A 13668-nucleotide genomic window follows, 5' to 3' on the forward strand; every position below is an offset into this window, starting at 1 on the left:
CATATGTTGTAATTTTGATAGAAAAGTTGCTAAGAGATGTTCAAAGCAGTTGAGGGCTGTCACGTGGTGCAGAAATCTCTCCATGACGAGGTCGAGGGCGGGCAGGAGGACGGCTCGCTGGACGAGCGTGTCTATCTCGCGCTGCTCGACCATATCCGCTCGGGGCACTTCCCGCTGGGAAGCCGCCTGCCCAGTGAGAATGCATTGGCCGAGGAGTTCGGCGTTTCCCGCCCGATCGTGCGGGTCGCGCTGGCACGGCTTCGCGACGAAGGGCTGATCGTTTCGCGCCGCGGCTCGGGCAGCTACGTGACCGACGGCGAGCCGGCGCAGGAGGAAGGCTTCTCGCCGCTCGGCAGCATCGACGATATCGCGGCCTGGTACGCCTATCGAAAGATGATCGAATCCGAGGCGGCCGCGCTCGCCGCGACGCACGCGACGGAGCAGGGCCTTCGCGATCTCCGCGCCATGGTCGAGAACGCCGAGAAGTCGACCGTCACCGGGCGCTACAAGCTGGAAGAGGATCTGCGCTTCCACCTGTTCGTCGCCGGCATGTCCGGCAACCGCTTCCTGTTCGAGACAGTCCGCCTGATGCGCCCGCACATGCAGTTCGTCGGGCGGTTCGTGAACAGCATGAGCCCGCCGATCGCCTTCGCCGCCGATGCGCCGTTCCGCAAGGAGCACCGGGCGCTGCTCGATGCGCTCGAAGCCCGCGATCCGGTCCGGGCCCGTCAGGTCATGGCCGCGCACATCGAGTTGTCCGAGAAACGCGTCTTCAAGGGGGGGTGAGCATGTCGGTATCGGTCGAGATCGCGGTCGACAGCCGCTCCAGCGTCGGCGAGGGCGCCGTCTGGGATGTGTCCGATGCCTCGCTCTGGTGGGTGGACATCAAGCGAGGCCTGATCCACCGCTACGACCCCGAAGCCGGGCGCAACGACAGCTTCGACTTCGGTGAGCCGGTCGGTTGCCTCGCGCGCCGCGATGCTGGCGGGCTGATCGTCGCGGCGCAGAGCGGGTTCTACTTCTACGATCCGGGGACCGGGGCGCGCGAGGCGCTGGCTGACCCCGAGGCCGACTTGCCCGGCAACCGGTTCAATGACGGTGCCACCGACCCGCGCGGGCGTTTCTGGGCCGGAACCATGAAGGACGACGGCGGCCCGGCCGCGCAGGTCGGCCACTTCTACCGCCTAGATCCCGACCGCACCGTAAGCCGGCATTTCGAGCCGGTCTGGACAACCAACGGCATGACTTTCTCGCCAGACGGCAGGACCATGTACCTGTCGGATTCGAACCCCGACGTCCGGATGATCTGGGCCTGTGACTACGATCTCGACAGCGGCATGCCCTCGAACCGGCGGGAGTTCTTCGATACCCGCGCCGGGGCCGGGCGGCCCGACGGAGGTACGGTGGATGCGGACGGCTGCTATTGGATGGCGGGCGTCGGCGGGGCGCAACTCGTCCGGATCACGCCCGACGGCGATATCGACCGGGTCATAGACATGCCTGTCGAGAAGCCCACGAAGCCGATGTTCGGCGGGCCGCGGCTCGACACGCTCTTCGTCACCTCGATCGGCGCAGGCTACGAGGACGATCCGGATCAGCCCCATGCAGGCAGCCTGTTCGCCGTCACTGGCCTCGGCGTGACCGGCGTGCCGCAACCCAGGTTTGCGGGGTAGGCGGCGTGAAAACCATCGGATCACTCATTTCCCCGGACCTTCTGCCGTGCGCGCTCGCTGGCGCCGCCGCCTACGACGAGCGCGCGGAATGACCGAGTCCGCCGCCAACTTGTTGCGCCGCGACCTGCGCGAACTTCTGGGACTGCCTCCCGAGGTGGCACCGCTCACCTGCGCGGAATTGCGGGAGAGCAGCGAGGCTGGAACGATCCGCGAAGACCTGCGCCTTGGACCAAGTGGCGTGATCCCGGGTACGTTCGTGCGCCCCGAGGGACCCGGCCCGTTTCCCGCGGTGCTCTACTGCCATGCACATGGGGGCGACTACTGCATCGGCCGGCGCGAACTTACGGACGGGCGCGCAGCCCTGCTGTCTCCCTATGGGCCGCATATCGTGCGCCGGGGCTGGGCGGCGCTCTGCATCGACGTCGCCTGCTTCGGGGATCGCCAGCCAGAGGGGCCCGAGAACGATCTCGCGAAAGAACTGCTCTGGCGGGGCGGTTCGCTTTTCGGCGCGATGCTCGCCGACCTGCTGGGGGCATTCGGTTACCTCGCGGCGCGCCCGGACGTGGATGCAGGCCGGATCGTAACGCTCGGCCTTTCGATGGGCGCTGCGCATGCCTATTGGCTCTCAGCCCTTGAGCCGAAGGTCGCGGGCTGCGCACATCTGTGCATGATGGCCGACCTCGGATCGATGATCGAAGCGCGGGCGCACGGCTCCCATGGGTTCTACCTGTGGGTGCCCGGCCTCGCACGCATCGCCGAGACTGGCGATATCGCCGGCTTGATCGCACCGCGCCCGCAATTCGCAGCGCACGGCGGGCGGGATGCGCTGACCCCGCTTGCGGCACGCGAGGCGGCGGTCGCACGGCTGGCGCAAGCTTACGCCGTCGCGGGCGCATCGGAGAAACTGACGCTCTGCCTGGAGGATCGGGCAGGGCACGAGGAAACACCGGCCATGCGGGCCGGCGTCATGGCGCTGCTGGAGCGCGTTGCGGCGAAAGAGAAATCTCAGGATCTGGGGGCAATCACATGAAACGATTACTGATTACCGGTGCGGCAGGGGGCTTGGGCAGCGAGTGCCGCAAGCGCCTCGCGCACATGGCCGACACCTTGCGCCTCTCGGACGTGGCGGACCTCGGAGAGGCCGGTCCGAACGAGGAGCTCGTGCTCTGTGATCTGAGCGACAAGGCGGCCGTCGAACGGCTGGTCGAGGGATGCGACGGCATCGTGCACCTGGGCGGCCGCTCGACCGAGGACACGTGGGAGGTGATCCGCGCGGCCAATATCGACGGGGTCTTCAACCTCTACGAGGCGGCGCGCAAACACGGCAATCCGCGCATCGTTTTCGCCAGTTCGAACCACACCATCGGCTACCACCGGCAGACCGAGCAACTAGACGCGGATGCCCGGATCCGGCCCGACGGGCTCTACGGTGTCTCGAAGGTCTTCGGCGAGGCGATCGCGTCGATGTATCACGACAAGTTCGGCGTCGAGACCGCCTGCGTGCGCATCGGCTCCTGCTTCCCCGAGCCGCGAAACCAGCGGATGATGGCCACCTGGCTAAGCTATGACGATTTTGTCCGCCTGATCGAGCGCGTTTTCGCGGTCCCGGTGCTGGGCTGCCCGATCATCTACGGCGCTTCGGACAATGACGTGTCCTGGTGGGACAACGGCAAGACCGGCTACCTTGGATGGCGTCCACAAGACAACAGCGAGGCGTTCCGCGCCAAGGTCGATGCCGAACCGCGCCCCGCGCCGGACGCGCCGGATTCCATCTTCCAGGGTGGGATGTTCACCGCCAATGGCATCTTCGAGGACTGACCCCGCCATGACCCACGACCTTTCCAAGGCCCTGACCGGCATCTCGGGCATTCTCGCAACGCCCTTCGACGCGGCGGGCGAGATCGCTCCCGAGCGCCAGGCTCCGATCGTCGAACGCGCCATCGCGGCGGGGGTCCACATCCTCACTGCGAACGGCAACACCGGTGAGTTCTACGGGCTGACCCTGGACGAGGCCGAGGCGATGGTGCAGGCCGCCGCCGGGCACATTGCGGGCCGCGTGCCACTGGTCGCAGGCGTCGGGCGCGGCATTCGCGACGCCTGCCGTCTGGCCCGAACCTCGGCCGAGGCGGGCGCGGCGGCACTGATGATCCACCAGCCGCCCGATCCTTTCGTCAGCCCGCGTGGCCTGTCGGACTATGTCCGCGCCGTGGGCGAGGCCTCGGGCGGGCTGCCGCTGATCCTTTACCTGCGCAACGACGCTATCGGCACCGGCGCCATCGCCGAACTGTGCGCGCTGCCGAACGTGGTCGGCGTCAAATGGGCAACGCCCAACCCCATGAAACTCAAGGCCGCGATGGAGGCCGCACCGGATCACATCGTCTGGGTTGGCGGCCTTGCCGAGGTCTGGGCGCCCACGTTCTATGCCGTCGGCGCGCGCGGCTTCACTTCGGGCCTGATCAACGTCTGGCCGGAACGCTCTGTGGCCATCTCCCAAGCCCTCGAAGCCGGGCGATGGGAAGAAGCCCGCACCCTTATCGCCGAGATGCAGGTCTTCGAGGACATCCGCGCCGAAGAGCAGGGCGGAACCAATGTCACCGGCGTCAAGGCGGCGCTGCGTCTGATGGGTGAGGATTGCGGCGCCGTCCGTCCGCCCGGCGCCTGGCCGCTGACCGACGATCAGTCCGCACGCCTGCAACAATTCATGGCCGACAACGGCCTTCTGTCCCGCTGAGCCGCTGGCTCTTATTTCCGAGGATCCCATGATCGAACCCACCGCACTTCGCGACATCATCCGCTCCGGCCTGCTGTCGTTCCCCGTCACGCCCTTCGACAGCGAGGATCGGTTCAACCCCACCGCTTTCGCGGCGCATCTCGAATGGCTATCCCAGCACCCGGTCGCCGGTCTCATTGTCGCTGGCGGCACCGGCGAGCTGTTCTCGTTGACCCCGTCAGAGATCGTCGAGGTCGTCCGAACCGCCAAGCAGGCCCAGCCCGGCAATCCGATCATCGCAGGCTGCGGCTACGGCACCCGCATGGCCTGCGAGATCGCGCAAGGCATCGAGGCCGCGGGCGGCGACGGCATCCTGCTGCTGCCGCACTACCTGATTGGCGCGCCGCAGGACGGTATCGAGGCCCACATCCGCACGGTCTGCCAGTCCACCAACATGGGCGTGATCGTCTACAACCGCGGTCAAAGCGTCTGCTCGGCCGAGACGCTTTCGCGGCTGGTCGAGGAGTGCCCGAACCTGATCGGTTTCAAGGACGGCACCGGCGACATCGACACGGTGAAGCGGGTCACGACGGGCCTTGGCGATCGCCTCGCCTATATTGGGGGCATGCCCACGCACGAGCTGTTCGCGCAGGCGTTCCGTGGGGCAGGGGTGGATACCTATTCCTCGGCGGTCTTCAACTTCGTCCCGGAAACCGCGCTGGCCTTCCACAAGGCTTTCGTCGCGGGCGACGATGCGACCTGCGATGCGATGCTGCGCGATTTCTACTATCCCTTCGCCAAGATCCGCGACCGCAAGACCGGCTACGCGGTGTCCGCGATCAAGGCCGGCGTCTCGCTGCGGGGCTTTGATACCGGCCCCGTACGTACGCCGCTGACCGACCTGACCGGCGAAGAGCGCGAGATGCTCCAGGCACTGATTTCCGACCGAAGCTGATTTCGGTCTTCTGCATCCGGCCCTCGTATCCTAAACCGGGGGCCGGGACTGCGGAGTATTTCGATGACGACGGAATTGGTGATCTTCGACTGCGATGGCGTGCTGATCGACAGCGAAGCGATCAGCGCCAAGATGCTGGTCGAGGAAATGGCCGAGCGCGGAATCACCATCGACACGGCCTATGTCACGCGAAATTTCCTCGGCCGCAGCTATCCGGTGGTGCTGTCCACGATCCGCGCCGAGTTCGGCGTCGACTTGCCCGAGGATTTCGAAGCCTCCTACCGCGCCCGCCTGCTGGCCGCATTCGAGCGAGACCTGCGCGTGATGCCCGGCGTGACGGACGTGCTGCAGGCGCTGAACCTGCCGTTCTGCCTTGCCACCAGCTCCAGCGCACCGCGTGTGAAGCGCTCTCTGGAAATCGTTGGTTTGACGGAGCTTTTCAAAGATCGCGTTACCACCGCGTCCGAGGTTCCGCGCGGAAAGCCGGCACCGGACCTGTTTCTTCTCGCGGCCCGGAAGATGGGCGTCGATCCGGCGCGCGCTCTCGTGATCGAGGACAGCTTGAACGGCATCCGCGCGGGGCGCGCCGCAGGCGCCGAGGTCTGGCATTTCACCGGTGGCTCGCATCTGTGCGGTGTTGATCTTGGCCCCGAATTCGGCAGCGAGGCGCACCGCCGATTTGCGTCTTTCGCGGATTTCTTCCAGATTCGACCCGATCTCATGAACTCGGAGGCGCCCGCATGAAGCCTCAGAAACCGCAGGATCAGGACCCGACGTCGCTGGACCAGGCCGCCCGCGCGGCCTGGCTGGCCTATATCGGCGGCATGACACAGGATCAGATTGCGGCCGAAATGGGCATCTCGCGCCAGCGGGCACAACGGCTGGTCTCCCGCGCCATGGCCGAAGGACTGGTGCACGTCCGGCTCGAGCATCGCGTCGCCCGCTGCCTTGAACTCGAGGCCAGCCTGTCGCGCCGTTACGGCCTTCGTCGCTGCCGCGTCGCGCTGGGGCTTGGGCCAGGGATCGACCCGGTCCCGGCGCTGGCGCCGATCGCCGCCGAAGAGATCGAACGCGTTCTTGTGCAGGAGGAACCCAAGGTCGTGGCCATGGGCACCGGCCGCACGTTGCGCGCCTCGATCGAAGAGATGCGCAGACTCGATTGTCCCCAGCACAAGATCGTCTCGCTCAACGGCAACATTGCGCCCGACGGCTCGGCCTCGTTCTTCGATGTCATCATGCGGATCGCGGACAAGGTTCGCGCACCGCATTTCCCGATGCCGCTGCCGGTCCTCTGCGCCACGCCCGAAGAGCGCGAGGTGTTTCATGCCTTCGCCCCCGTTGCCCGGACGCGGGCGCTCGCCAAGTCCGCGGATATCGATTTCGTCGGCATCGGAGAGATGGCCGAGAACCCGCCGCTCCTGAAGGACGGCTTCCTGACGCAGGCGGAACTCGACGACATGCAGGCCGCGGGCGCTGCAGGGGAAATCCTCGGCTGGGTATTCGATGATTCGGGGAAGTACTTGTCTGGCGGCACCAACACCCGTGTCGCCGGTGTCCGGCTGGAGCCAGAGCCCGATCGTCTGTCGATCGGCATTGCTGCAGGCAAGGGCAAGCTGCGCGCGATCCGCGGTGCGCTGAACGGGAACCTTATCAATGGTTTGATAACCGACGAGGCCACCGCCGAGGCGCTTCTCGACGATTGATCCGACTGACGCAGGGGAAGCTTTCCCTTGACAAGTTGCGCCTAGATATGAGCAATTAATCACAACACGAATAAATGCTCATCAGGGAGGAAAATGATGACATCGCCTATCCGTGCCCTTTGCGGTGCGAGCGTCCTGGCTATCGCAGCCGCCGGCGTCTCGGCCGAAACCATCACGGTCGCGACCGTGAACAACGGCGACATGATCCGCATGCAGGGTCTGACTGCCGATTTCACCGAGAAGACCGGCCACGAGGTCGAGTGGGTGACGCTCGAGGAGAACGTGCTGCGCCAGCGCGTGACCCAGGACATCGCCACCAAGGGCGGCCAGTTCGACATCATGACCATCGGCATGTACGAGACGCCGATCTGGGCGGCCAATGACTGGCTGGTGTCGCTGGCAGATCTTCCCGACAGCTACAACGCAGACGACATCCTGCCCGCGATGCGCGCAGGTCTCAGCCATGATGGCACGCTCTACGCCGCGCCGTTCTACGGCGAAAGCTCGATGGTCATGTACCGCACCGACCTGATGGAAGCCGCCGGCATGGAAATGCCGGAAGAGCCGACCTGGGCCGACATTGCGGCCGCCGCCGAGGCGATGACCGACAAGGACAACGAGATCTACGGCATCTGCCTGCGCGGCAAGGCGGGCTGGGGCGAGAACATGGCGTTCATCACCACGGTGGCCAACTCGTTCGGTGCGCGCTGGTTCGACGAGGACTGGAACCCGCAGCTCGACAGCCCCGAGTGGAAAGAGGCGGTCAGCTTCTACTACGACCTGCTGAGCAACTACGGCCCGCCGGGTGCCTCGACCAACGGTTTCAACGAAAACCTGGCGCTGTTCCAGCAGGGCAAGTGCGGCATGTGGATCGACGCCACGGTGGCTGCGTCCTTCGTGACCAACCCCAACGACTCCAGCGTGGCCGACAAGGTCGGGTTCGCGCTGGCGCCGAACAAGGAAGGCGTCGAGAAGCGCGCGAACTGGCTCTGGGCCTGGGCGCTGGCGATCCCTGCGGGTACTCAGAAGGAAGCGGCCGCCAAGGAGTTCATCAACTGGGCGACCTCGGCTGACTACCTCGCGCTCGTAGCCGAGAACGAAGGCTGGGCGAACGTGCCCCCGGGCTCGCGGACCTCGCTCTACGAGAACCCCGAGTACCAGAAAGTGCCCTTCGCGGACATGACCCTGCGCTCGATCAACGCCGCGGATCCGTCGAACCCGACGGTCGACCCGGTGCCCTATGTCGGTATCCAGTACGTCGCGATCCCCGAGTGGGCCGGCATCGGGACCACCGCTGGGCAGGAGTTCTCGGCCATGGTCGCAGGCCAGCAGAGCGTCGACGAGGCGCTCGAGAAGGCCCAGACCCTGACGGCTGACGAGATGGAAGCAGCGGGCTACCGCTAACTCCTCTCCCACCCGGGGGGCGCGGGCCAGCGTCCCCTGGGGCATTCGTTGATTTCCTAGACCGATAGCCTGCCTCGCGGCCCTTGAGCGGCTGCGCCCGGAGGAGACGTCTCATGGCGACCCAGCATTCCCGATCCGCTGCCCGGCTTATGATGGCACCTGCGGTGATCCTGCTCTTGGGCTGGATGCTCGTGCCCCTGACGATGACACTGTGGTTCTCGTTCAAGCAGTACCTACCGCTGCGCGGCGGCGACCTGGGCTGGGTGGGCTTCGACAACTACGTCCGCTTCGTCACCAGCAGCTCGTTCTGGCCAGCGGTGCAGACGACGCTGATCATCGTCGGCGGCGTGCTGGCGATCACCATCATCTTCGGCGTACTGCTCTCGATCCTGCTGGACCAGCCGATGTGGGGGCAGGGGGTCGTGCGCATCCTGGTGATCGCGCCGTTCTTCGTGATGCCTACCGTGTCGGCATTGGTCTGGAAGAACATGTTCATGGATCCGGTGAACGGCCTCTTCGCGCATCTCGCCAAGTTCCTGGGCGCCGAGCCGGTGTCCTGGCTGTCCGAGGCGCCCTTGTTCTCGATCATCCTGATCGTCGCCTGGCAGTGGCTGCCCTTCGCGACGCTGATCCTGCTGACCGCGATTCAGTCGCTCGACAGCGAGCAGCTGGAGGCCGCCGAGATGGACGGCGCGCCGCCCTTGAAACGCTTCTGGTTCATCATCCTGCCGCACCTTAGCCGGGCGATCACGGTCGTGGTGCTGATCCAGACGATCTTCCTGCTGTCGATCTTCGCCGAGATCTTTGTGACCACGCAGGGCTCGTTCGGCACCCGCACCCTGACGTACCTGATCTACCAGCGCGTGCTGGAGAGCCAGAACGTCGGACTCGGCTCGGCCGGTGGCGTCTACGCCATCATCCTCGCCAATATCGTCGCGCTGTTCCTGATGCGCATCGTCGGCAAGAACCTGGACGCCTGAGGAGGATCCAATGGCACGCGCCGTCAAGACACCCCGCAAGATCGTAAACACCGCCCTCGCTTGGGGTGTGGGACTGCTGATCTTCTTCCCGATCCTCTGGACGATCCTGACCAGCTTCAAGACCGAGGCGCAGGCCATCGCAAGCCCGCCCCTGTTCCTGAACTTCGACTGGACGCTCGAGAACTACGCCATCGTGCAAGAGCGCTCGGACTACATGCGCTTCTTGTGGAACTCGATCATCATCGCCGGCGGCTCGACGCTGCTGGGGATCATCATCGCGGTGCCCGCGGCCTGGTCGATGGCGTTCGTTCCGTCCCGCCGGACCAAGGACATCCTGATGTGGATGCTCTCGACCAAGATGCTGCCGGCGGTGGGCGTGCTCTACCCGATCTACCTTCTGTTCATCCAGATGGGCCTGCTCGACTCGCGGATCGGCCTGGTGATCGTGCTGATGCTCATCAACCTGCCGATCATCGTCTGGATGCTCTACACCTACTTCAAGGAGATCCCCGGCGAGATCCTCGAGGCCGCCCGCATGGACGGCGCGACCCTCAAGGAAGAGATCCTGCACGTGCTGACCCCGATGGCCGTACCGGGCATCGCCTCGACCATCCTGCTGAACATCATCCTCGCCTGGAACGAGGCGTTCTGGACGCTGAACCTGACCGCTGCGAAAGCCGCACCGCTGACGGCGTTCATCGCCAGCTACTCGAGCCCCGAGGGCCTGTTCTACGCCAAGCTCAGCGCCGCCTCGACCATGGCGATCGCACCGATCCTGATCCTCGGCTGGTTCAGCCAGAAGCAACTTGTCCGCGGTCTGACCTTCGGCGCCGTGAAATAAGGAAGAAAGCACATGGGACGCATTGTACTGGACAAAGTCACCAAGCGCTTCGGCGACGTCGAGGTCATCCCGCCGCTGGACCTGACCATCGAGGACGGAGAGTTCACCGTCTTCGTCGGCCCCTCGGGCTGCGGCAAGTCCACGCTGCTGCGCCTGATCGCGGGGCTCGAGGACGTCACCAGCGGCGAGATCCGCATCGACGGCACCGACGCGACCACGATCCCGCCCGCCAAGCGCGGCCTCGCGATGGTGTTCCAGAGCTACGCGCTTTACCCGCACATGAGCGTGCGCAAGAACATCGCCTTCCCGCTGCGCATGGCCAAGCTGGACCAGGCCGAGCAGACACGCCGGGTCGAAGCCGCCGCAAAGGTGCTCAACCTGACCGACTACTTGGACCGCCGCCCGGGACAGCTCTCAGGTGGTCAGCGCCAGCGCGTCGCAATCGGCCGTGCCATCGTCCGCGAGCCGGCGGCCTTCCTTTTCGACGAGCCGCTCTCGAACCTCGATGCCGCGCTGCGCGTGGGCATGCGGCTCGAGATCTCGGAACTGCACGAGCGTCTGAAGACCACGATGATCTACGTGACCCACGACCAGGTCGAGGCGATGACTATGGCCGACAAGATCGTGGTGCTTCAGGCCGGTGTTATCGAGCAGGTGGGCAGTCCGCTGGAACTCTACCACACGCCGCGTAACGTCTTCGTTGCGGGCTTCATCGGCTCGCCCAAGATGAACCTCCTGACCGGTGCAGAGGCTGACAAGCGGGGCGCGCACACCATTGGCATCCGGCCCGAGCATATCACCGCCTCGCCCACCGAGGGCGACTGGAAGGGCAAGGTTGGCGTGTCGGAGCACCTCGGCTCGGACACGTTCTTCCACGTGCATCTCGAGGGCCGCGAGGATCCCGTCACCGTTCGCGCGGGCGGCGAGGTCTCGCTGCACGCCGGTGACACGATCTACCTGACGCCCGACGAGGAGCGTATCCACCGCTTCGACCAGCAGGGGCTGCGCATCGCATGAGCCGCCTTGCAGGCAAATGCGCGCTGATCACCGGCGCGGCGCGCGGCATCGGCCTGGCCTTCGCCGAGGCCTATGTCCGCGAGGGTGCGCAGGTGGCGATCGCCGACATCGACATCGCCCGCGCCAGGCAGGCGGCCGAAGCGATCGGCCCGCAGGCCATCGCCGTCGAGATGGACGTGACGCGTCAGGACAGCATCGACGCCGCCGTCGCCGATACCGTCTCGCGGCTCGGCCGGATCGACGTACTGATCAACAACGCGGCGCTCTTCACTGCCGCGCCCATCGTCGAGATCGACCGCGCCGACTACGACCGCGTGTTCGCGATCAACGTCGCGGGCGTGCTCTTCACGATGCAGGCGGTCGCGCGCCACATGATCGAGCGCGGCGGCGGTGGGCGGATCATCAACATGGCCAGCCAGGCCGGCCGCCGGGGCGAGTCGCTCGTGGCGGTCTACTGCGCCTCCAAGGCCGCGGTGATCAGCCTGACGCAATCCGCGGCGCTGAACCTGATCGAGCACCGCATCAACGTGAATGCCATCGCGCCCGGCGTCGTGGACGGCGAGCACTGGGACGGCGTCGACGCGTTCTTCGCAAAGTACGAGAACAAGGCCCCCGGCCAGAAAAAGCGCGAGGTCGGCGAGGCCGTGCCCTACGGGCGCATGGGCCGGGCCGAAGATCTGACGGGCATGGCCGTGTTCCTCGCCTCGGACGAGGCCGAGTACATCCTCGGCCAGACCTACAACGTGGATGGCGGCCAGTGGATGAGCTGAACCTGCTGCGGGACCCGAAAACGGAGGGATCAAGCATGGCGACGAAACTTGCGAACGCCACCCTGGGCAGCCTGCCCGCCGGCATCGCGGCTCCCGGCTACGACCGTGCCGCGCTCAGGGGCGGCATCCTGCATGTGGGTCTGGGCAATTTCCACCGCGCCCACCAGGCGGTCTATTGCGACGAGCTTCTGGCGCAGGGTGGCGATCCGGCCTGGGGCATCCTCGGCGCGGGCGTCATGCCCGCCGACGCCGCGATGCGCGAGGATCTGCTGGCGCAGGACTGCCTCTATTCCGTGACCGAGCAGGACGCCGAGGGCGATGCCGTGCGCGTGGTCGGCGTGATGACCGGCTTCCTGCCGGTCGAGCCGGGCCACGGGCCGATCCTGGCCGCGATGCGCGACCCGGCGGTGCGGATCGTCTCGCTCACCGTGACTGAGGGCGGCTATTTCGTCAGCGCCGAGACCGGCGGCTTCAACCCCGAACATCCCTCCATCCGCGCCGACATTGCCGCGCCGGATGCGCCGACCACGATCTTCGGCGCCATCGTGGCGGGCCTGCGCGCACGTCGCGCCGCCAAGGCCGCGCCCTTTACCGTGATGTCCTGCGATAACCTTCCGCACAACGGTGACGTGACGCGCGCCGCGGTGCTGGGCATCGCCCGCGCTCAGGACCCGGACCTCGCCGCTTGGATCGAGGACACCGTCACCTTCCCGAACGGCATGGTCGACCGCATCACCCCGGCGACCACAGGCGCGCGGCAGGCGGACCTGCGCGAGGCGCACGCCCTTGACGATGCCCGACCGGTGTTCTGCGAGCCCTTCCGTCAGTGGGTGCTCGAGGACAGGTTCTGCAACGGCCGCCCCGAACTCGAGCGCGTCGGCGTCCAGTTCGTCGAGGACGTGACGCCCTACGAGCACATGAAGATCCGCATGCTCAACGGCGGCCACGCGCTGATCGCCTATCCCTCGGCGCTGATGGGGCTGACCTATGCCCACGAGGCGATGGCCGACCCGCTGGTCTCGTCCTTCTTCGACAAGGTCGAACGCGACGAGGTCTACCACGTGGTCGAACCTGTTCCCGGCGCCACGCAGGAAGACTACCACGCGCTGCTGCGCGCGCGCTTCGCCAACCCGCGCATCGAGGACACGATCGCTCGCCTCTGCTTCGACGGCTCGAACCGGCAGCCCAAGTTCATCGTGCCCTCGGCCATCGACAACCGCGCATCTGGACGGGACGTGCCCGGCCTGGCTCTCGGCACGGCGCTCTGGGCCCGCTACTGCTTCGGCGTCGATGATGCGGGCCGCCAGATCGCCCCGAACGATCCGGACTGGGACCGGCTGCACGACCTGGCACGCCGCGCCAAGGACGAGCCGGACCTCTGGCTTGGCATGCGCGACATCTACGGCCCGCTCGCGGATGACAGCCATTTCCGCGCAGCCTTCGCCGCCGCGCTGACCGCATTGCACGAGAAGGGCACCGCGCAGGTGCTGCGCGACTACCTGGGCTGATCCCGTCCTCCCAGACCAAACGCGATCGCCCGGGACTGCGGGACGCCTGCCTGTAGCGCGGCGTCCCGCCTTCCACTTTCCCCAAATATCCCCGCCGGAGGCCCCCG

Annotated in this window: 14 protein-coding genes; all 14 read left to right on the forward strand. The window is 66.3% G+C overall.

The genetic code is table 11. The annotated features are described in order from the left end of the window. Positions 1–36 precede the first annotated feature (36 nt). Positions 37–786: a FadR/GntR family transcriptional regulator gene (locus tag ACW9UR_RS03540; RefSeq protein ID WP_458915526.1), complete on the forward strand. Its 750-nt coding sequence runs from the start codon at positions 37–39 to the stop codon at positions 784–786. A gap of 2 nt (positions 787–788) precedes the next feature. Beyond that, positions 789–1673 (forward strand): SMP-30/gluconolactonase/LRE family protein, encoded by an 885-nt coding sequence (locus ACW9UR_RS03545; RefSeq protein ID WP_458915527.1) that lies wholly within the window; start codon positions 789–791, stop codon positions 1671–1673. Positions 1674–1761: 88 nt separating this feature from the next. After that, positions 1762–2703 carry a dienelactone hydrolase family protein gene (locus ACW9UR_RS03550; RefSeq protein WP_458915528.1) on the forward strand — a complete coding sequence of 314 codons (942 nt, stop codon included), beginning with the start codon at positions 1762–1764 and terminating at the stop codon, positions 2701–2703. Then, the gene (locus ACW9UR_RS03555; RefSeq protein WP_458915529.1) at positions 2700–3491 is read left to right on the forward strand and encodes an NAD-dependent epimerase/dehydratase family protein; all 792 of its coding nucleotides are present in this window, start codon (positions 2700–2702) and stop codon (positions 3489–3491) included. The genes ACW9UR_RS03550 and ACW9UR_RS03555 overlap by 4 nt, the downstream gene beginning before the upstream one ends. A 7-nt stretch (positions 3492–3498) precedes the next feature. Continuing rightward, on the forward strand, positions 3499–4404 hold the full coding sequence (locus ACW9UR_RS03560) for a dihydrodipicolinate synthase family protein (protein ID WP_458915530.1): 906 nt from the start codon (positions 3499–3501) through the stop codon (positions 4402–4404). 31 nt (positions 4405–4435) lie between these two features. Continuing rightward, a complete protein-coding gene (locus tag ACW9UR_RS03565; protein WP_458916160.1) occupies positions 4436–5338 on the forward strand; it encodes a 5-dehydro-4-deoxyglucarate dehydratase in 903 nt (300 codons plus the stop codon). A 63-nt stretch (positions 5339–5401) separates the two neighbouring features. Then, positions 5402–6082 carry an HAD family hydrolase gene (locus tag ACW9UR_RS03570; protein ID WP_458915531.1) on the forward strand — a complete coding sequence of 227 codons (681 nt, stop codon included), beginning with the start codon at positions 5402–5404 and terminating at the stop codon, positions 6080–6082. Further along, positions 6079–7041, forward strand: coding sequence for a sugar-binding transcriptional regulator (locus ACW9UR_RS03575; RefSeq protein WP_458915532.1), 963 nt, complete (start codon positions 6079–6081; stop codon positions 7039–7041). Before ACW9UR_RS03570 ends, ACW9UR_RS03575 begins: the two co-directional genes overlap by 4 nt. A 96-nt stretch (positions 7042–7137) precedes the next feature. Beyond that, positions 7138–8445: an ABC transporter substrate-binding protein gene (locus tag ACW9UR_RS03580; RefSeq protein WP_458915533.1), complete on the forward strand. Its 1308-nt coding sequence runs from the start codon at positions 7138–7140 to the stop codon at positions 8443–8445. 113 nt (positions 8446–8558) lie between these two features. After that, on the forward strand, positions 8559–9425 hold the full coding sequence (locus tag ACW9UR_RS03585; protein WP_458915534.1) for a carbohydrate ABC transporter permease: 867 nt from the start codon (positions 8559–8561) through the stop codon (positions 9423–9425). Between the two features lie 10 nt (positions 9426–9435). Continuing rightward, a complete protein-coding gene (locus ACW9UR_RS03590; protein ID WP_458915535.1) occupies positions 9436–10266 on the forward strand; it encodes a carbohydrate ABC transporter permease in 831 nt (276 codons plus the stop codon). A 12-nt stretch (positions 10267–10278) separates the two neighbouring features. Continuing rightward, entirely contained in the window at positions 10279–11283 is a 1005-nt protein-coding gene (locus ACW9UR_RS03595) for an ABC transporter ATP-binding protein (RefSeq protein ID WP_458915536.1), read from the forward strand. Next, a complete protein-coding gene (locus ACW9UR_RS03600) occupies positions 11280–12053 on the forward strand; it encodes an L-iditol 2-dehydrogenase (RefSeq protein WP_458915537.1) in 774 nt (257 codons plus the stop codon). The genes ACW9UR_RS03595 and ACW9UR_RS03600 overlap by 4 nt, the downstream gene beginning before the upstream one ends. Positions 12054–12088: 35 nt before the next feature. After that, positions 12089–13561 (forward strand): mannitol dehydrogenase family protein, encoded by a 1473-nt coding sequence (locus tag ACW9UR_RS03605; RefSeq protein WP_458915538.1) that lies wholly within the window; start codon positions 12089–12091, stop codon positions 13559–13561. Positions 13562–13668 lie beyond the last annotated feature (107 nt).

It is taken from the genome of Halovulum sp. GXIMD14794 (assembly GCF_054457455.1).